16 protein-coding genes and 1 pseudogene are annotated in these 18,343 nt (G+C 64.0%); 13 read left to right on the forward strand and 4 right to left on the reverse strand.

Annotated elements, in window-relative coordinates:
* Positions 1-107 precede the first annotated feature (107 nt).
* The 7 genes and pseudogenes from bfr (at position 108) to ACSQ3N_RS17940 (ending at position 7,425) form a co-directional block, all read left to right on the forward strand.
* Positions 108-575: a bacterioferritin gene (bfr, locus tag ACSQ3N_RS17910; protein ID WP_436146999.1), complete on the forward strand. Its 468-nt coding sequence runs from the start codon at positions 108-110 to the stop codon at positions 573-575.
* Positions 576-1,056: 481 nt separating this feature from the next.
* Entirely contained in the window at positions 1,057-1,410 is a 354-nt protein-coding gene (locus ACSQ3N_RS17915) for a T6SS immunity protein Tdi1 domain-containing protein (RefSeq protein WP_436147000.1), read from the forward strand.
* A 908-nt stretch (positions 1,411-2,318) separates the two neighbouring features.
* Positions 2,319-2,636 (forward strand): annotated as a pseudogene (locus ACSQ3N_RS17920) (transposase); the annotation flags it as partial.
* A gap of 75 nt (positions 2,637-2,711) precedes the next feature.
* Positions 2,712-4,148 carry an IS1182 family transposase gene (locus ACSQ3N_RS17925; protein WP_056171779.1) on the forward strand — a complete coding sequence of 479 codons (1,437 nt, stop codon included), beginning with the start codon at positions 2,712-2,714 and terminating at the stop codon, positions 4,146-4,148.
* Between the two features lie 459 nt (positions 4,149-4,607).
* Positions 4,608-4,856 (forward strand): hypothetical protein, encoded by a 249-nt coding sequence (locus tag ACSQ3N_RS17930; protein WP_436147001.1) that lies wholly within the window; start codon positions 4,608-4,610, stop codon positions 4,854-4,856.
* A 303-nt stretch (positions 4,857-5,159) separates the two neighbouring features.
* On the forward strand, positions 5,160-6,173 hold the full coding sequence (locus tag ACSQ3N_RS17935) for a GlxA family transcriptional regulator (protein ID WP_436147002.1): 1,014 nt from the start codon (positions 5,160-5,162) through the stop codon (positions 6,171-6,173).
* Positions 6,174-6,249: 76 nt separating this feature from the next.
* Positions 6,250-7,425: an MFS transporter gene (locus ACSQ3N_RS17940; protein WP_436147003.1), complete on the forward strand. Its 1,176-nt coding sequence runs from the start codon at positions 6,250-6,252 to the stop codon at positions 7,423-7,425.
* Here the strand turns inward: ACSQ3N_RS17940 and ACSQ3N_RS17945 are convergent, their stop codons facing one another.
* The gene (locus tag ACSQ3N_RS17945; protein ID WP_436147004.1) at positions 7,426-8,394 is read right to left on the reverse strand and encodes a LysR family transcriptional regulator; all 969 of its coding nucleotides are present in this window, start codon (positions 8,392-8,394) and stop codon (positions 7,426-7,428) included.
* Positions 8,395-8,562: 168 nt separating this feature from the next.
* Here ACSQ3N_RS17945 and ilvD point away from each other — a divergent pair, with 168 nt between their 5' ends.
* The gene (ilvD, locus tag ACSQ3N_RS17950; protein WP_436147005.1) at positions 8,563-10,269 is read left to right on the forward strand and encodes a dihydroxy-acid dehydratase; all 1,707 of its coding nucleotides are present in this window, start codon (positions 8,563-8,565) and stop codon (positions 10,267-10,269) included.
* A gap of 194 nt (positions 10,270-10,463) precedes the next feature.
* Here ilvD and ACSQ3N_RS17955 read toward each other — a convergent pair whose 3' ends face one another.
* Positions 10,464-10,706 (reverse strand): TIGR04438 family Trp-rich protein, encoded by a 243-nt coding sequence (locus ACSQ3N_RS17955; protein WP_436147006.1) that lies wholly within the window; start codon positions 10,704-10,706, stop codon positions 10,464-10,466.
* 115 nt (positions 10,707-10,821) lie between these two features.
* On the opposite strand from ACSQ3N_RS17955, the gene ACSQ3N_RS17960 reads away from it, so the two are divergent.
* Positions 10,822-11,127: a c-type cytochrome gene (locus tag ACSQ3N_RS17960; RefSeq protein WP_056169700.1), complete on the forward strand. Its 306-nt coding sequence runs from the start codon at positions 10,822-10,824 to the stop codon at positions 11,125-11,127.
* Between the two features lie 149 nt (positions 11,128-11,276).
* On the opposite strand, the gene ACSQ3N_RS17965 is transcribed toward ACSQ3N_RS17960, so the two are convergent.
* The gene (locus ACSQ3N_RS17965; protein WP_056169702.1) at positions 11,277-11,759 is read right to left on the reverse strand and encodes a hypothetical protein; all 483 of its coding nucleotides are present in this window, start codon (positions 11,757-11,759) and stop codon (positions 11,277-11,279) included.
* Between the two features lie 592 nt (positions 11,760-12,351).
* Positions 12,352-14,346 (reverse strand): acetate--CoA ligase, encoded by a 1,995-nt coding sequence (gene acs, locus ACSQ3N_RS17970; RefSeq protein ID WP_436147007.1) that lies wholly within the window; start codon positions 14,344-14,346, stop codon positions 12,352-12,354.
* Between the two features lie 308 nt (positions 14,347-14,654).
* On the opposite strand from acs, the gene ACSQ3N_RS17975 reads away from it, so the two are divergent.
* The 4 genes from ACSQ3N_RS17975 (at position 14,655) to ACSQ3N_RS17990 (ending at position 18,336) form a co-directional block, all read left to right on the forward strand.
* Positions 14,655-15,263 carry a TIGR00645 family protein gene (locus tag ACSQ3N_RS17975; protein WP_056169707.1) on the forward strand — a complete coding sequence of 203 codons (609 nt, stop codon included), beginning with the start codon at positions 14,655-14,657 and terminating at the stop codon, positions 15,261-15,263.
* A 459-nt stretch (positions 15,264-15,722) separates the two neighbouring features.
* Positions 15,723-16,766, forward strand: coding sequence for a YiiG family protein (locus ACSQ3N_RS17980; protein ID WP_436147008.1), 1,044 nt, complete (start codon positions 15,723-15,725; stop codon positions 16,764-16,766).
* A gap of 107 nt (positions 16,767-16,873) precedes the next feature.
* Complete coding sequence (locus ACSQ3N_RS17985) at positions 16,874-17,791, forward strand: intradiol ring-cleavage dioxygenase (protein ID WP_436147009.1); 918 nt, start codon at positions 16,874-16,876, stop codon at positions 17,789-17,791.
* A gap of 251 nt (positions 17,792-18,042) precedes the next feature.
* Positions 18,043-18,336 (forward strand): hypothetical protein, encoded by a 294-nt coding sequence (locus ACSQ3N_RS17990; protein ID WP_056169719.1) that lies wholly within the window; start codon positions 18,043-18,045, stop codon positions 18,334-18,336.
* The last annotated feature ends 7 nt before the right edge of the window (positions 18,337-18,343 follow it).

An 18,343-nucleotide genomic window follows, 5' to 3' on the forward strand; every position in this document is an offset into this window, starting at 1 on the left:
CGAACGCTTCTGATCCCCGTACGCATGCAAAGCGCAGGTACGGGGACATTGCATCGAATGACGCCTTCTGGCGCGATACTCCCTGCCCTGAATCCAAGGACAACAACATGCAGGGAAACCCCCAAGTCATCGACTATTTCAAGGATCTGCTGCGCGGCGAGCTGGCCGCGCGCGACCAGTACTTCGCGCATTCGCGCATCTACGAGGACCAGGGCTTCACCAAGCTCTTCACCCGCCTCGACCACGAGATGCAGGAAGAAACCCAGCACGCCGACGCCCTGCTGCGCCGCATCCTAATGCTGGGCGGTCGCCCCGACATGCGCCCCAAAGAGTTCACGCCCGGCGAGACCGTGCCAGACATGCTGAAGAAGGACCTGGCCACTGAATACGAAGTGCGTGCGGCCCTGCAGCAGGGCATTGCACTGTGCGAAAGCGTGCGCGACTACGTGAGCCGCGACCTGCTGCTGCTGCAACTGCGCGACACGGAAGAGGACCACGCTTACTGGTTGGAGAAGCAGATTGGTCTGATCGACAAGGTGGGCTTGCAGAACTATCTGCAATCGCAAACGGTTTGATCTGCCGCCGGGCGCATGCACCTCCCGATGATGGACCCAGGGGAGCGATGACATTGATTTTTCGGGAAAGTCATCAACACCCAAACTGAGGAAGCGCCCGAGTTTCCGACATTGAAAGTTGGATTCGCGCGCCATTGCAGATGCGTTTGTGCAGATTGCTCCACTGATCTTCAGGCCCTGTTGGAGGTTCGGCGTGGGTCTTGAACAAACAGCAATGCCGACGCCGATGCCATGACTCAGATCGGCCAGCGGACACAGCAAAAGCCTGTCCAAATTGGACGCCAAGGGCGATCCTCTTTCCACAACCGAGCGAATACCATTCGCCCGCAAGCAGTCATTGACAGGATAGGTCTCGCATGTCGGTCGCTTGGTCTTCGCTCACATTCACTCCTCCGCTCGAGGCCCTCCAAGAACTCGCAGTGTCGTGGGGCTGGCTCCTTCGCGAGCCGTTCATACCGGGCTCTTTTCATCGCTCGGCGACGTGTTCATCGAGCCCGATTCCGGGGGCGTGTGGTGGTTGAACACAGGTATTGCCGAGCTGACGCAGGTAGCCGACTCCGTCGAGCATTTCGAAAGCCTTCTGAAATCGGAGCTGGCGGACGAGTGGTTCCTGCCGAACTTGGTCGAGCAGCTCCACGCTGCCGACAAGGTGCCCGGACCTGGCGAGTGCTACACGTTCGTCACCATGCCGATCTTCCGCGAAGGAAAGTACGAAGTTGACAATCTCAACCCGGCCCCAGCGCGCGAACACTACGGACTTACCGGCTCAATGCACAAGCGGCTGCGCGAGCTCGTGGACGGCGCGCACGTGCAAGTCAAGGTGGCCACGTCGTGACAAGTGTGATGACCAGCCGGCCGGCAGGACGCTGACAGAAGTAGCCGGTTGCGGCTTTTTGGTGCATCAAGTTGGAGGATCTGCTCGTGCATGATGCCAATGCCTGACGTTCGAGGTCAGCGGACGCTCGGGGCGGTCCGCTGCAACGCCCGGTTAGGTTTCGGGCTGCCGAACACCCTCTCGTGCCAGTACATGTGCGGCGCAGCAAACCAATACTCGTTTTTGGATGTCTGAAACTGAGCAAGCTGCCCCATCGGAATCTCGTAGCGACTGAACAATGAAAGCAGATCTCGCAGGGAGGCCTCGGACAGCCGAGAGCGAATTACCAAGATGTCTTGCTCCCAGCGCAAAAAGCCGGGGATCTCCGCAGCCCACTGGAAGAGGTGTTTCTCATCCAACTGTGAACCGAACCATATACCAGAGCAGTCTAGGTGAACCATGCGAAACCTAAGATGATGGGCGGCTACGAAGACCAGAATCGGCCAGGAGCAGCCGGAGGCGTGCGGGGGCCTTCAATCCCTCAAGCCTTTTGGCATCACGCTCGGATGCTCAGCGTAGATTGGGTCAAGCAACTCATGAGACAGCTTGCCAACATGTATGCCGATCAAGCGCCTGAAGGACTCAAGAGCCCGGTCATCCAAACGTGCCTCCGCTTCCAGTAGCGCCATCGAAAGTTGGCCTATAGCGGCTTCAAGAGGGGCAGCTATTGCTGCTGCGTCGCGTTGATCCATATTCGGTGCAAGGTTTGATGTGGCACTAGCGCGGAGCCTGCGAGGATACCTCCCTGCACAATTTGTGGCGCTATCCTCGGCCAAGACGTCTGCTTTGGGCCGAGGCTGTGTGAAAACCCCACCCACGATTGCGGCTCAAAACTAAAATCATGGGCACCCGATTCAAGCGAGGCGCCCATGAAGCGATTCATCGAAGGCGAAGACCGGCAACAGGTCACCATGCTACCGGAGTGCCTGGACGACTACATCACAGAGGACAACCCGGTGCGCGTTGTCGATGTGTTTGTCGGCGAACTGGATCTTCGGGCACTTGGTTTCGATGGGATCAATCCTGCGGTCACTGGCCGGCCTGCGTATCACCCGGCCGTACTGCTCAAGCTCTACATCTACGGGTACTTGAACCGCATCCAGTCGAGCCGCCGCCTGGAGCGAGAAGCCCAGCGCAATGTCGAGCTGATGTGGCTGACCGGGCGCCTTGCACCAGACTTCAAGACGAGGCTGTGTGAAAACCCAACCCTAAACCGCTGCTAAAAATTAAAATAACGGCACCCGATTCAAGCGAGGTGCCCCATGAAGCGATTCATCGAAGGCGAAGACCGACAACAGGTCACCCTACTGCCGGAGTGCCTGGATGATTACATCGCAGAGGACAACCCGGTGCGCGTTGTCGATGTCTTTGTCGAAGAGTTGGATCTTCGGGCCCTGGGCTTCGATGGGGTCAATCCTGCGGTCACTGGACGGCCTGCGTATCACCCGGCCGTACTGCTCAAGCTCTACATCTACGGGTACCTCAACCGCATCCAGTCGAGCCGCAGGCTGGAGCGCGAAGCCCAGCGCAATGTTGAGCTGATGTGGCTGACCGGGCGCCTTGCGCCGGACTTCAAGACCGTTGCGGATTTCCGCCGAAGCAACGGCACGGGCATCCGCAACGTCTGCAAGCGCTTCATCGCCATGTGCCGAAAGTTGAACCTTTTCTCACAGGCAATCGTGGCCATCGATGGCAGCAAATTCAAGGCCGTCAACAGCCGTGACCGCAACTTCACGCCCGGCAAGATCGAGGCCCGCCAGCAGCAGATCGAGCAGAGCATCCAGCGCTACCTGGACGCGCTGGAGACCGCTGACCGCACACAGCCCGCAGAGGTGGAAGCCAAGACGGAACGACTGCAGGAGAAACTAAAGAAGCTGCGCGATCAGATGCGGCGACTCTATGGTCTCAAGGAGCATCTAAAGAGCCTGCCCGATGGCCAGATCTCCCTCACTGATCCCGATGCGCGTTCGATGGCCACCCAGGCCAAGGGATCGGGCCTGGTGGGCTACAACGTGCAGACCGCCGTCGATGTCAAGCACCACTTGATCGTCGCGCACGAGGTGACGAACGTTGGCAATGACCGTGCACAACTGCACAACATGGCCTGTGCCGCAGACCAGGCTATGGGGAGCCAGGGCTTGCAAGCCTTCGCCGACAGAGGCTACTTCAGCGGCCCGCAGCTCAAGGCCTGCGAAGACGCTGGCATCACGACCTTCGTGCCCAAGCCGATGACATCGAACGCGAAGGCTGAGGGCCGCTTCGACAAAGGCGACTTCATCTACGTCGCCAAGGATGACGAGTACCAATGCCCCGCAGGCGAACGTGCGATCCACCGATTTGCAACGACGGAGAAGGGGCTACACCTGCACCTGTATTGGTCAAGCGCCTGCCCCAAGTGCCCGCTCAAAGCACAGTGCACGACCAGCAGCAATCGGCGCATTCGCCGCTGGGAGCACGAAGAGGTGCTGGAGCGCGTGCAGCAACGGCTGGACAGCAATCCCGAGGCGATGACATTGCGCAGATCAACGGTGGAGCATGTCTTCGGAACGCTCAAGCACTGGATGGGCTCGACGCACTTCCTGATGAAGACCCTCAAGCACGTGGGCACCGAGATGAGCCTGCACGTGCTGGCCTACAACCTCAAGCGGGTGATGAGCGTGATGGATATCGCGCAGACGATGCGGATGGTGAAGGCGTGAGGCCTTTGTTGGCTTTTACAGGCTGAAAAAGCCTTTAGGAAGGCGTCAAAAGGCTCCAGGTGCGCAAGAAACGGCCCTACAGCAGTGCTGCTGGAAAATGAGGCCCAGTGACGCGGTACGGGCTGGTTCACATGCTCATTGCGCGTTTCCACACAGCCTCGGCCCTAAGCCGACAGTAGCCATCCCGTCCCTAAAGCAGCCATTGATTCAGATTGATCGGCGCCCAAAGCGTACAGAAGGCGGGCAAGGTCAGCCTACTGGCACGCTATAGTTTGCGGACTTAACGCTTGCCGGATTTCGCAGAAGTTTTATAACTGGGCATTTAAACGGGTGCTTGCTTGCAAACCCATGCTGTAAGCACTTCCCGGAGGAATCAATGTCCAGAATATCCCGCACGGTCCAGTTTATCTCGCAGGCTTTGCGGGGTACGTCACGTTGGGCCTACTGCGCAATGCGAAGATGAACACAGCGCTTGCCACCTTTCTGGCGTCTGTTCTCACGATGGTGACCACCTTCGTGGCAGTTATTGCGCTGATCTCAAAGCCCCCACGGATGGAGCATTGGAAAGTCTGTACTTTGTCAGCAGCAGTGGTAGTTGCTGTCTGGGCCGCCAAAGGCATGGCGGACGGTACCGGGGCGATCAATTCGATTGCTTCTGCTGGCGGAATGCTTTTCCGTTTGTTGCCCGCTCTTTTGCGTTCGATATGAAGGGTGATCTGTGAAATTCAAAATTTGCGCGAGGCCCCACCCTTCACTCAACGGGACGCCTTACGGCGCCCCTCACGTCAGACGTTGAGCGTCCGCTTTCATCTGCCTCCTCAGACCGCTTCTGGCCGCTCCTGGCCGATAGCGGAAGTCTAGCCCCATCGCACGCCTGCAGGCGGCACCAACTAGGCGCCGACGCGTCGCGAGGCCGCTTTATTCTGGGTATGCCCTCGCTAGGCTGAATCTGGCCAAATGTGTGGGATGGTTGTCATTGCAGCCAATGGGGCAAACACCGACACTGATTCCATGCCCCCATCCATCCGCACCGTGGCGTGCCTGATCTACCCTGACGTCATGAGCCTGGACGCAGTCGGCCCGCTGCAGGTCTTCGGCTCAGCCAATGCCGAGCGCGCGGGCCACGGCCTGCCGCCGGCGTATGCGCTGCACTTGGTGGCGGAGGCCGCCGGGCCCGTCACCACATCGGCAGGGTTTGCGCTGGTGGCGGATGCCGGCTGGGCCACGCTGGACCTGGCGCAGCTGGACACCGTGCTGGTCGCTGGCGGCGATGGCGTCATGGCGCAACTGGACAACACCACACTCCAGCAATGGCTGCGCGGCGCAGAGCCGCAGGTGCGCCGCATGGGCTCGGTGTGCTCGGGCGCGCTGCTGTTGGCGCATGCCGGGCTGCTCGACGGGCTGCATGCCACCACCCACTGGTGCCGCACCGACCTGATGCGCCGCGACTACCCCGCGGTGCAGGTGGACGATGACTGTCTGCACACCTACGATGCGGCCAGCGCGGTGTACGGCCACCTGTTCACATCGGCCGGCGTCACGGCGGGTATTGACCTGGCGCTGGCGCTGGTGGAGGCCGACCTGGGCCGGCCCATGGCGCTGGCCGTGGCGCGGCGGCTGGTGATGTTCATGCGCCGCCCGGGCGGGCAGGCGCAGTTCAGCGCCCTGCTCGCGCCCGAAACCCGGCATGCGCCGCGGCTGGCGGCGCTGCTGGAATGGATCCCTTCGCAGTTGGGCGGTGACCTGTCGCTGGATGCGCTGGCCGAGCAGGCCTGCATGCCGCCGCGCACGCTGACGCGCGTGTTCCAGCGCGAACTGGGTACCACGCCTGGGCGCTATGTGGAGCGCGTTCGGGTCGAGGCCGCCTCCAACCTGCTTTCGCAGGCCCAGGCATCGGTCTCCACCGTCGCGCGGCTGTGCGGCTTCGAGCACCCCGAGAACCTGCGCCGCAGCTTTCATAAGCACCGAGCCGTGAGCCCGCAGGCGTATGCGCAGCGCTTTGGCGCGGGGGCGCTGCTCGACTGACTCTCGCCCCACCGCGCCCTCTCTACCCCACCGCCCTTGCTTTGCGCCCCTGCGGCGCGCCACCGAAAGTCGATCCATGCTGCTCTTGCGCAATGCGTCCGTTCGCCTGCTGTTTGCGGGCCAGGCCCTGTACTGGGGCTGCTCCATCATCGGCATCACGCTCACCTCCATCGTTGGCGCGCGGCTGGCGCCCTGGCCGGTGCTGGCCACGCTGCCGCTGGCGCTGCTGGTGCTGGGCAACCTGGTGGCGGTGCAGCCGCTGTCGCTGTTCATGCAGCGCCGGGGGCGGCGCGCGGGGCTGCAGGCCGGCGCGCTCTTTGGTGTGGCGGGCGGGCTGGTGAGCATGGTGGGCGTGCAGTGGGGCAGCTTTGCGGTCTTCTGCGCGGGCACGCTGGCCATCGGCGCGTACCAGGCCTCGTCGGGCTACTACACCTATGCGGCGCTGGAGGCGGTCGACCCCACGCAAAAAGGCCGTGCTGCAGCCTGCGTGGTGGCGGGCGGCTTGTGCGCGGCGGTGTTTGCGCCGCCGCTGGCGCTGTGGTCGCGCAATGTGCTGACCACGCCGCTGGCGGGCGCGTACCTGGCCATTGCGGTGCTGGCCGCGCTGGGCTGGGCGGTGATGGCGCTGCTGCGCGAAGGCGTGGCGCCCAAGGCGGCGGCGGGCGGCATGGCGGCGATGCGCAGCCTGCTGGTGCGGCCCGGCCTGCGGGCGGCGGTGGTGATGACGGCCATCGGCCACGGCCTGATGATCCTGGTGATGAACGCCACGCCGCTGGCGATGGAGGTGTGCGGTTTTTCCGCAGCATCGGCCGCGCAGGTGATCCAGTGGCACGTGATCGGCATGTTCGCACCTGCGCTGTTCTCGGGTGTGCTGGTGGACCGCTTCGGCAGCCGCAACGTGGCGGCGGTGGGTGCGGCGTGCCTGGCAGCGAGCGCGGTGGTGGCGCTGTCGGGCATCTCGTTCACCGAGTTTCTGGCCAGCTCGTTTCTGCTGGGCACGGGCTGGAATCTGATGGTGATCTCGGGCACCACGCTGCTGGCAGAGAACCATGCCCCCGAGGAGCGCGGGCAGGCCCAGGCGCTGATGCAGCTGGCCAACGGCATCGTGGCGGCAATGATGTCTTTTGCCTCGGGCGCGCTGCTCAGCGGCGTGGGGTGGACGGCCATCAACGCGGTGGCGCTTCCGCTGCTGGCTGTGGCTGCAGGGCTGCTGTTTGTGCGGGGCCGGGGCGCTCCTGCCGCCGCGGGCTGATCAAGCCGCCGCCGAACGCTCGCGCACGAAGTCGATGAACCGGGCCAGGGCCGGGTTGTTGAGCGCGGCGGGCCACACCAGGCTGGTCTCGCACACGGGCAGCAGGGGCTCGGGCGCAACCTTCGGCGTCTTGACCCGCGCCCTGCCCGTGGCGGCCGGCCCGAACGCATCAGCCGCGCGGTACACGACGCCCTCGCGGCGGAACTGGGTCACGCTCTCGGGCACCCAGGCCACGCCCAGGCCGCCCCACACCAGGTTAACGATGGTCTGCATCTGAATGGCCTCTTGCGCCACCACGGGCACGCGCCCGGCCGCGTGGTAGAGCGCGAAGACGGTGTCGTGCAGCGAGGGGACGATGCGGCGCGGGAAGATCACCAAGGGCTCGGCCAGCACCTCGGGCAGATGCAGGCGCGGCGCCAGCGCCAGGGGGTGGCGTGCCGGCAGCGCCAGCACCAGCGGTTCCTCGGCCACGGTCAGGCGCGCGAGTTCAGGGGGCGCGAATCCGGGCGAATGCAGCATCAGCCCGGCATCGAGCTCGCCCCGGGAGAACAGGGCACGCTGCACGTCGCCCGTGGCCTCTACCAGCTCCAGCGACACCTGCGGGCACAGCACCCGAAAGTCGCGCACCCATTCGGGCAGCCGCTCGAAGCCGATGGTGGAGACGAACGCCAACCGCACCCGCCCCACCTCGCCCGCCGCTGCCGCACGCGCCCGCACCGGCAGCGCCTGCGCGCGCTCCAGAAAGTCGCGCACATCGGGCAGCAGCGCCTCGCCTGCCGGGGTCAACGCCACGCGGCGCCGCGTGCGGTCGAACAGCATCACGCCCAGTGATCGCTCCATCTGCGCGATGGCTTGGGTCAGCGGCGGCTGGGTCATGTGCAGGCGAATGGCGGCGCGGCCGAAGTGCAGCTCTTCGGCCACAGTCACGAACTGGCGCCAGGCGCGCACGTCGATGAGTGCTTCTTTCATTGCGGTGATGATCGATTGATATATTTTATATATTACTGAAGCCCGCGAAAGGGATTGGAAACGCCCGTCCAAACCTCGCATACTTGCACCCCGACAGCCGAAGACCCGTGCGCCCTCCCTGCGGCGTCTTCCCATTACAACGACTCACTCCCCACCAGGAACAACGCCATGGCAGACAGCAAGACCATTCCGATCCAGCCCATCAACCACCGCAGCGCCAACATCACGCAAGGCAAGTCGCGCGCGCCCAACCGGTCCATGTACTACGCCATGGGCTATGAAGAGGGCGACTTCGTCAAGCCCATGGTCGGCGTAGCCAACGGCCACAGCACCATCACCCCCTGCAACAGCGGCCTGCAGAAGCTGGCCGACGCGGCCATCGCCGGCATCGAGGAAGCCGGCGGCAACGCCCAGGTGTTCGGCACGCCCACCATCTCGGACGGCATGGCCATGGGCACCGAAGGCATGAAGTACAGCCTGGTGAGCCGTGAAGTCATCAGCGACTGCATCGAAACCTGCGTGGGCGGCCAGTGGATGGACGGCGTGCTGGTGGTCGGCGGCTGCGACAAGAACATGCCCGGCGGCCTGATGGGCATGTTGCGCGCCAACGTTCCTGCCATCTACGTGTACGGCGGCACCATCCTGCCGGGCCGCTACCAGGACAAGGACCTGAACATCGTGAGCGTGTTCGAGGCCGTGGGCGAGAACGCCGCCGGCAAGCTCAGCGACTTCGATCTGAAGGAGATCGAAAAGCGCGCCATCCCTGGCACCGGCTCGTGCGGCGGCATGTACACCGCCAACACCATGTCCAGCGCCTTCGAGGCCCTGGGCATCAGCCTGCCGTATTCGTCCACCATGGCCAACCCGCACGACGAGAAGATGAACTCGGCCAAGGAATCGGCCAAGGTGCTGATCGAGGCCATCAAGATGGACCTCAAGCCCCGCGACATCGTGACCAAGAAGGCCATCGAGAACGCCGTGGCCGTGATCATGGCCACCGGTGGCTCCACCAACGCCGTGCTGCACTTCCTGGCCATCGCCCACACGGCGGGCGTGGAATGGGACATCGACGACTTCGAGCGCATCCGCAAGCAGACCCCCGTGCTGTGCGACCTCAAGCCCAGCGGCAAGTACCTGGCCGTGGACCTGCACCGCGCAGGTGGCATTCCGCAAGTGATGAAGGTGCTGCTCAACGCCGGCCTGCTGCATGGCGACTGCATCACCATCAGCGGCAAGACCATTGCCGAAGTGCTCAAGGACGTGCCCGATGTGCCGCGTGCCGACCAGGACGTAATCCGCAACATCGACAACCCCATGTACGCGCAGGGCCACCTGGCCATCTTGAAGGGCAACCTCAGCCCCGAAGGCGCCGTGGCCAAGATCACCGGGCTGAAGAACCCTGTCATCACCGGCCCGGCCCGCGTGTTCGATGACGAGCAATCTGCGCTGGAAGCCATCCTGGCGGGCAAGATCGTGGCCGGCGACGTGATGGTGCTGCGCTACCTGGGCCCCAAGGGCGGCCCCGGCATGCCCGAGATGCTGGCCCCCACCGGCGCGCTGATCGGCGCTGGCCTGGGCGAAAGCGTGGGCCTGATCACCGACGGCCGCTTCTCCGGAGGGACCTGGGGCATGGTGGTGGGCCACGTGGCGCCTGAAGCGGCGGCGGGCGGCACCATTGCCTTCGTCAACGAAGGCGACAGCATCACCATCGATGCGCGCCAGCTGCTGCTGGAGCTGAACGTGGCGGAAGAAGAAATCGCCAAGCGCCGCGCCGCTTGGACAGCCCCCGCCCCGCGCTACACCCGCGGCGTGCAGGCTAAGTTTGCTTTCAATGCATCGAGCGCGAGCAAGGGTGCGGTGCTGGACGCTTACTGAACGTTATCGATGGATGTGCGGTTAGGCAGGTCTGGGAGTCAGCCCGCCTCGCCCCTCTGAAACAACAAAACGCCCATGGCACGTTGCCATGGGCGTCTTGTTTTTGGCAGCCTGAGGCTGCAACCTATCAGCTGACCCTGGGCCAGCAGCCTGCGCGACGGACGCACAGCCCCAGAGCCAGGCCGTGGCACGCCTCAGCGAGGCTTGCGCGGACGGATGCCCAGAGCTTCCTTGTGCTTGTTGATGCGGTCCTGCTTGCGCTGCTCCATCTTTTCCATCTCTTTACGTTTGGTATATCCGAAGGAATCAGCCCAGGCCCACCATAGGGTTGTCGCGGCTAAGCAACCCAGCGGCCACCACCAGGACATGGTGGCGAAGGGGCCGATTTCGAAGTACTTCAGCGCCAGCAAGATGAGTGAAAGGCCTAGCAGATACATCGCAGTCTCCAAAAATACCGTCAAACGCTCGATTGACCCGAGACACCGCCATGTCAACCCGAGTCACTACAATTCCATTAAAAGAACTGTAACCCAACCCACAGGAAAACCCACCATGAAGCGTACCCTCATCACTCTCGCGATGACACTGTCGGTTGCGGCCCCCGCGATGGCCGACCAGGCGCTGGCCACCGCCAAGAACTGCATGGCCTGCCATGCGGTGGACAAGAAGCTGGTGGGCCCCTCGTACAAGGACGTGGCGGCCAAGTACGCCGGTCAGAAGGATGCTGTGGACAAGCTGGCCGCCAAGATCATCAAGGGCGGCGCGGGCGTCTGGGGCCCGGTCCCCATGCCCGCCAATGCGCAAGTCAACGACGCCGATGCCAAGAAGCTGGCGGCCTGGGTGCTGACGCAGAAGTAACCACGACTGCCGGTCTGACGGCCACTTTGAGCCCGACGGCCTGAACCTCAGTTAAAAAAACAGCCGCGTCACTTGAAAAGGTGACGCGGCTGCTTTCATTGTGATTGGCCATGTTTCGGCGGCTGGCTGCTGGCCAGCTTCGCCTGCGGCTACACGATGGGTGTGACCACCTGATGGGCTTGATCACGCGTGCGAAGTTGATGCTCCAGCTGGCCCACATAGGCGGCGGTGGCGTTGTCTGACTCTTCAACGCGGGTGGCCAGGCGCTGCTCCAACGTATCGAGACGCGCCAGCACAGCGGTGTGGGCCTGGCCCTGCTGGATTTCCAGGAAGTGCCGCAGTTCAGTGAAGCGCGAGGCCTCGGCTTTGTCGGCCAGTTCACGCTGGACCTGCATTTCCTTGGTGTGGCGGCGTGTCTCCAGCAGCACGGAGCCCTGCAGCGACAGCACATAGGCCACGAAGAAGATGGCGAGCAAGGTGGTGAGGCCGAGCATCAGCAGACCCAAAGGCGCCTCGACCGTGGTCAGCCCGAGCGACACAGTGGTGGGGACGGCCAGCATCGGCCAGTTGAGGAAGGCCAGTGCGGCGATGGCCAGCACGACGAGGAACAGGACGGCAGAACGAAAGTGCATGGTGAAATCTCCGGTAGGCAGCGTGCGGCCTTGCCAGAATGGGCGGGCCGGTCACGCGGTGCCGCCGTTGTAACGCATGCCAATGGGGTTGGCGTGGCCGGGCCGGCGATTTCAGATGGTGTCCTACAGGGGCAGCGGGATGTGCCGGTTGTGAAGCTCCGACATCGCGCTTTTCGATCACATTGGCAGCGGCGTCGACCACTGGCGGTGGGTGAGCGACCGGGGTTTTGTGCCACTTCACATCGCTGCGCGATATGAGTGTCCACAAACCCCGCAAGCGCTGCGCGCTGGCGCCGTTACACGGCGCCTTCCGAATCGATTTGCCGCGGCTTCGATCACCGCTGGTAGGTGATCGACCCGGGTTTTGTGGCCACATCACATCGCTACGCGATATGAGTGGCCAAGAATCCTGCAAGCGCTCTGTGCGGGCGCCGTTGCACGGCGCCCTTCTCGATCAGTTGGCTGCAGCTTCGATCACGGGTGGCGGGTGAACTACTGGGATTTTGTGGTCACATCACATCGCTGCGCGATATGAGTGCCCACAAACCCCGCAAGCGCTGTGCGCTGGCGCCGTTGCACGGCGCCTCCTGGATCAATTGGCTTTGGCCAATTGGTCCAGGATTGCGGGGTTTTCCAACGTACTGGTGTCCTGCGTGATGGCCTCGCCCTTGGCGATGCTACGCAGCAGCCGGCGCATGATCTTGCCGCTGCGGGTCTTGGGCAGGTTGTCGCCGAAGCGGATGTCCTTGGGCTTGGCAATCGGGCCGATTTCCTTGGCGACCCAGGCGCGCAGTTCGTTGGCGATCTGCTTGGCTTCCTCGCCGGTGGGGCGCGAGCGCTTGAGCACGACGAAGGCGCAGATGGCTTCGCCGGTCACATCGTCAGGGCGGCCCACCACGGCGGCTTCGGCGACCAGGTCGGTCTTGGAGACCAGGGCCGACTCGATCTCCATCGTGCCCATGCGGTGGCCCGACACGTTGAGCACGTCGTCGATGCGGCCGGTGATGCGGAAGTAGCCGCGGTCGGCACTGCGCACCGCACCGTCGCCGGCTAGGTAGTAGCCCTTGAGCTCTTCGGGGAAGTAGGCCTTCTTGAAGCGTTCAGGGTCGTTCCAGATGGTTCGGATCATGCTAGGCCACGGCTTCTTGATCACGAGGATGCCGCCTGCGCCATTGGCGACGTCGTTGCCCGTTTCATCCACGATGGCGGCTGCGATGCCGGGCAGGGGCAAAGTGCAGCTGCCAGGCACCAGCGGTGTGGCGCCGGGCAGCGGGGTGATGACGTGGCCGCCGGTCTCGGTCTGCCAGAAGGTATCGACGATGGGGCAGCGCTCGCCGCCCACATTGCGGTGGTACCACATCCACGCTTCGGGATTGATGGGTTCGCCCACGCTGCCCAGAATGCGCAGGCTCGTCAGGTCGGAGCGCGCGGGGTGCACCGCAGCGTCGCCTTCGGCGGCCTTGATGAGCGAGCGGATGGCCGTGGGTGCGGTGTAGAAGATCGAGACCTTGTGCTTCTCGATCATCTGCCAGAAGCGGCCAGCGTTCGGGTACGTGGGGATGCCTTCGAACACCACCTGCGTCGCGCCCGCTGCCAGCGGGCCGTAGGCCACGTAGGTGTGGCCGGTGATCCAGCCGATGTCGGCCGTGCACCAGAACACATCGTCGGGGCGCAGGTCGAACGTCCAGTCCATGGTGAGCTTGGCCCACAGCAGGTAGCCGCCCGTGGCGTGCTGCACGCCCTTGGGCTTGCCGGTGGAGCCGCTGGTGTACAGGATGAACAGCGGGTGCTCGGCACCCACGGGCACAGGGGCACACTCGGTGCTCTGCCCGGCCAGGATCTCGTCGAAGGTCTTGTCACGCCCGGCCACCATGTGGCACGCCGTGGCGGTGCGCTGGTAGACGAACACGTTGCGGATGGTGTCGCAGCCGCCGGCGGCCAGGGCTTCGTCGATGATGGCCTTGAGCGGCAGTTCCTTGCCGCCGCGCATCTGGTAGTTGGCGGTGATCACGGCGACCGCGCCCGCGTCGATGATGCGCTCCTGCACGGCCTTGGCACTGAAGCCGCCGAACACCACGCTGTGCGTGGCGCCGATGCGCGCGCAGGCCTGCATGGCGATCACGCCCTCGATGGTCATGGGCATGTAGATCAGCACGCGGTCGCCCTTGGCCACGCCATGGGCCTTGAGCGCGTTGGCGAACTGGCTCACGCGGGCCAGCAGTTCCTTGTACGTGATCTTGGTGACCGTGCCGTCGTCGGCCTCGAAGACGATGGCGGTCTTGTTCTCGGTGGGCGTACCGATGTGGCGGTCCAGGCAGTTGGCGCTGGCGTTGAGTTCGCCGTCGTCGAACCATTGGTAAAACGGGGCGTTGGATGTGTCGAGCGTGCGGGTGAAGGGCTTGCTCCACTGCACGTTCTCGCGCGCCAGGCGGGCCCAGAAGCCTTCGAAGTCCTTGTCGGCCTCGGCGCACAGGGCGTCGTAGCCCGCCATGCCCGAGACGCGGGCGGCTTTGACGATGGCGTCCGACGGCGGGAACACGCGGTTCTCAACCAAAACGGATTCGATCGCGGATGTGGGCGCACTCATGGTGTTGTCTCCTGGTTTTTGATGGAATGGTCTGACAGGCACCGGCCGGCGGGAGCGGCTTTGCGCGCTCCGCGTCGCCTGCCCGCCTGTCTTTTCTGTGAATTGGGCGGTACTGTCGGACGCCGCACTTACAAGCCACTGACTGGCACGAAGCTTACAGAAAGAGCGCCCCCTGCGCGCCGCACCGCCATGAAAACTGCGTTGTGGCCTTCGCTGCCTGCGCCTTCGCCGCCAGCCGCTATCCCAAGGCCGGCGAGCGGTCATGCGCTTCTTCTAGAATCGCGCGACCCGATCCAACCCCACCTCCCATGTCCCTCCCCAAAAAATCCGGCACGCCGGTCGCTATGCGTCCCCTTCCTTCCTTGATCTTTGCCAGCCGCTGGCTGCAGCTGCCCCTGTACCTGGGACTGATCCTGGCGCAGGCGGTGTATGTCTTTCACTTCTGGGTGGAACTGGTGCACCTGATCGAGGCGGCGTTCGGCGACACCGCCGCGCTCAAATCGCTGGTGTCCAGCATCGGCTACAAGAGCGACTTCGAAGTCACCGCGCTCAACGAAACCATCATCATGCTGGTGGTGCTGGCGCTGATCGACGTGGTGATGATCTCCAACCTGCTGATCATGGTGATCGTGGGTGGCTACGAAACCTTTGTCTCGCGCCTGCACCTGGAAGACCATCCCGACCAGCCCGAGTGGCTGAGCCACGTAAATGCCTCGGTGCTCAAGGTCAAGCTGGCCACCGCCATCATCGGCATCAGCTCCATCCACCTGCTCAAGACCTTCATCAACGCCGCCAACTACGACACCAAGGTGCTGATGTGGCAGACCATCATCCATGTGGTGTTCCTGCTGAGCGCGCTGGCCATCGCGGCGACCGACCGGCTGATGGCGCACTCCGCGCCGCCGGCACGCCATTGAATTGAGAGACGGCGAGGTCCCTGGGGCTTGCAATCTTTCGGGGCAAGAGCAAGAGCAAGAGCAAGAGCAAGAGCAAGAGCAAGAGCAGGAGCAGGCGCTGGCGCTTGCTCCCTCGCAAAGCGCGAACTGAGCGGGAAGCCCCCCCGCTTGCCAGGCTCAAACTGCAACAGAACGCTTCACTGCCATCAAGTTTTAGATTTCGAGCTAGGCCCGTCATACCAGGCCGGCACTCTCACCGACACACAGCGATGCCTTGAATCCGGAGGCGCTGTCGCAAGCCTCCCAGTCGTTGCGCAGCGCATGAACCCGCGCGAGTTGCCGTACATCTGATTACGCATTGGCAGCCGACGAGAGGAACTTTGAGCCTTCCTCAACGCAGAATTCTGGCGCCACGCCAATGACCATTGGACGTGGGCACGCGGCACCCGCCAAACTTTTCTGCGCTTTTCCTCGAATCCCATGCACACCACGTTTTCTGCCCAGCGTTTCCTGGGTTTAGCTCCGCTTTTGCTGATCGCCTTGTTGGGATGCGGCCCCAAGCCGGACGCGGCCACAGCCGACGCCCCGGTGGCCCCTGCCGCCAACGCTGCCGCTGCCAACCCGGCAGCAGGCGACACTGCCGCCGAACCCGCACCTCCCGCTGCGGCAGACAACCTCAATGCCAAGCTGCAGACATACATCAACTGCTACAACCGGCTGGACGAGCGCGCCCACCGCACCATCAGCCGGTATGCCAGCTGGGTCAAGAACATGGCGGCAGGCCCCACCGGCAACGAAATGGTGGTCTATGGCCTGTATTCCATCTCCAGCGACGACGTGACCGCCTGCGCGGCCCAGTTCACGCAGGCAGCCGCCCTGTCCCCGGCCCTGCCCGCACTCGACGCCGCCGGCAAGAACTACATGGCCTCGCTCTCGGCCATGGACAAGCTGGTGGCCGACGCCTACACCTACTACGACCGCGAAAATTACAAGGACGACAAGTTCGCCAAGGGCAAGGCCATCCACGCCCCCCTGGTGGCCAGCTTCGAAAGCTTCGACCAGGCCAGTAGCGTGTTCTCGAAAGCGCTGGACGCCGAAAACGACAACCTGCTGGCCGCCCAGCTCGCACAGATCGAAAAGACCCAGGGCCGCAAGCTGCCCTACTACCAGATGGCGTTGATGAACAAGGCCAAGGGCTTGGCCGATGTGCTGGGCGACGAGACCTTCGATGCCTCCGCTGCCGCACCGCGCCTGCAGGCCTATGAAGCCATGGCCGACGAAGCCATGGCGTTCGCCAAACCGAACAAGGACGAGTTGCCCAGCGGATGGTCGAGCTTCGAGCGCAGCGCCGAAGACTTCCGCAAGGCGTCGAAAGAGCGCTTTCGGCGCGTGCGCGACAAGGTGCCCTACAACGACGGCGAGCGCATGATGCTCAAGCCCGGCAGCGGCTGGATGGTGGAAGGCAGCAGCGAAAAGCTGGTCAAGGCCTACAACGACCTCGTGAACGCCAGCAACGCGCTGTAGCCGCAGCACCCGGGCCGGGCACCTGCGCACGCGGGCGGCCCGGCTCCAAGATTTCTCCGCAATCGGTGGGCACAGTGCAGGCCATACCCACTTGCAGGAGAACTACCATGGCCCGATTTTCTGCCGCCATTGCGCCCACCACCACTTCGTCATCGCCGGCCGCGACAGTCGCACCACCGAGTTCAACACCCGCCAGCCGCCGTTTCGCCCTGAACGCCCTGGGCTCGCTGGGCATGGCCACCTTGCTGGGCTGTGGCGGCGGGGGCAGCGACAGCGATTCCACCGACACCGCCGGTAGCGGTAGCGGCACCAGCACGGGCACCGGCACGGGAACGACCACCGATACGGGCACCGGCACGACAGGAACGGGCACCACGACCACCTGCTCGGTCGTGCCGGAAGAGACCGCCGGCCCCTACCCGGCCGATGGCTCCAACGCCAGCAACAACACCTACAACGTGCTCGCGCTCAGCGGCATCGTGCGCTCGGACATCCGCACCTCCATCGGCTCGTCCACGCCGGTCAGCGGCGTGCCGTTCACCATCACCATCACGCTGACCAACACCAACGCCAGCTGCGCCGCGCTGTCGGGCTACGCCATCTACCTGTGGCACTGCACGCAGGACGGCAACTACTCGGTCTACAGCTCCAACAACATTGCCGACAACTACCTGCGCGGCGTGCAGGCCACCGATGCCAACGGCACGGTCACCTTCACCACCATCGTGCCAGGCTGCTATGCGGGCCGCATGCCGCACATGCATCTGGAGGTCTACCGCAGCCTCTCTGCAGCAAGCAATGCCAGCAACAAGATCAAGACCACGCAACTGGCCTTCCCCACCGCGCTGCTCAGCACCATCTACAACGCCAATGCGGGCTACAGCGCCAGCGTGCGCAACCTCGCGTCCATGTCGTTCGCCACCGACAACGTGTTCAGCGACGGCACCACGCTGGAGATGACCACCATGCAGGCCAACAGCGGTGGCGGGTACTCGGCCCATATCACGATCTCTGTGGCTGCATAGGCTCCCCCTGAGTCGCCTTCGGCCCCCCCGGAGGGCGACGCGCCCGATCGCCCGGCAATGCCGGTTCCATGGGTGCACGTGGCTGGGGCGCGCCGGTTTCGACCAGTGCGCGGAGCGTGCGGACCGTCGCTCCTCGCCAAGCGTCGCCAGCGCCGCTGCCGCCCACAACGGCTCACCAGTTCACCAATCCATGCGGGCCGCGACGGTCTCGCCTTTTTTCTTTTCTTCAACCACCTCAAGGAATCTGCACCATGCTTCTTCGTTCTCTTCACCACCGCAGCCTCGCCCGCGCAGCGCTCGTGGCCGTGCTCGCCGCAATGTCCGCGACACCGGTGCTCGCGCAACCCCAGGGCCGCCAGGGTCCGCCCGCGCCGCCGCCCGAGGCGTATGCCGCCTGCCAGGGCAAGGCCGAGGGCGCCAGCGTCACGCTGACCATGCCGGACGGCAAGTCGCTCGCGGGCACATGCCGCACAATGGACGGCACCCTGGTGGCCATGCCTGCGGGCGGGCCCGGCGGTGCAGGCGGCCCGCCGCCCGCACGCTGACCTCCTT

It is taken from the genome of Acidovorax sp. LjRoot194 (genome assembly GCF_964253015.1).
Taxonomy (GTDB): domain Bacteria; phylum Pseudomonadota; class Gammaproteobacteria; order Burkholderiales; family Burkholderiaceae_C; genus Acidovorax.

Excerpts from the sequence above, each read along its gene's own strand:
- bfr (WP_436146999.1), top strand. The coding sequence starts at position 108 with ATGCAGGGAAACCCCCAAGTCATCGACTATTTCAAGGATCTGCTGCGC.
- ACSQ3N_RS17925 (WP_056171779.1), top strand. The coding sequence starts at position 2,712 with ATGAAGCGATTCATCGAAGGCGAAGACCGACAACAGGTCACCCTACTG.
- ACSQ3N_RS17930 (WP_436147001.1), top strand. The coding sequence starts at position 4,608 with ATGAACACAGCGCTTGCCACCTTTCTGGCGTCTGTTCTCACGATGGTG.
- ACSQ3N_RS17935 (WP_436147002.1), top strand. The coding sequence starts at position 5,160 with ATGCCCCCATCCATCCGCACCGTGGCGTGCCTGATCTACCCTGACGTC.
- ACSQ3N_RS17940 (WP_436147003.1), top strand. The coding sequence starts at position 6,250 with ATGCTGCTCTTGCGCAATGCGTCCGTTCGCCTGCTGTTTGCGGGCCAG.
- ACSQ3N_RS17945 (WP_436147004.1), bottom strand. The coding sequence starts at position 8,394 with ATGAAAGAAGCACTCATCGACGTGCGCGCCTGGCGCCAGTTCGTGACT.
- ilvD (WP_436147005.1), top strand. The coding sequence starts at position 8,563 with ATGGCAGACAGCAAGACCATTCCGATCCAGCCCATCAACCACCGCAGC.
- ACSQ3N_RS17955 (WP_436147006.1), bottom strand. The coding sequence starts at position 10,706 with ATGTATCTGCTAGGCCTTTCACTCATCTTGCTGGCGCTGAAGTACTTC.
- ACSQ3N_RS17960 (WP_056169700.1), top strand. The coding sequence starts at position 10,822 with ATGAAGCGTACCCTCATCACTCTCGCGATGACACTGTCGGTTGCGGCC.
- ACSQ3N_RS17965 (WP_056169702.1), bottom strand. The coding sequence starts at position 11,759 with ATGCACTTTCGTTCTGCCGTCCTGTTCCTCGTCGTGCTGGCCATCGCC.
- acs (WP_436147007.1), bottom strand. The coding sequence starts at position 14,346 with ATGAGTGCGCCCACATCCGCGATCGAATCCGTTTTGGTTGAGAACCGC.
- ACSQ3N_RS17975 (WP_056169707.1), top strand. The coding sequence starts at position 14,655 with ATGTCCCTCCCCAAAAAATCCGGCACGCCGGTCGCTATGCGTCCCCTT.
- ACSQ3N_RS17980 (WP_436147008.1), top strand. The coding sequence starts at position 15,723 with ATGCACACCACGTTTTCTGCCCAGCGTTTCCTGGGTTTAGCTCCGCTT.
- ACSQ3N_RS17985 (WP_436147009.1), top strand. The coding sequence starts at position 16,874 with ATGGCCCGATTTTCTGCCGCCATTGCGCCCACCACCACTTCGTCATCG.
- ACSQ3N_RS17990 (WP_056169719.1), top strand. The coding sequence starts at position 18,043 with ATGCTTCTTCGTTCTCTTCACCACCGCAGCCTCGCCCGCGCAGCGCTC.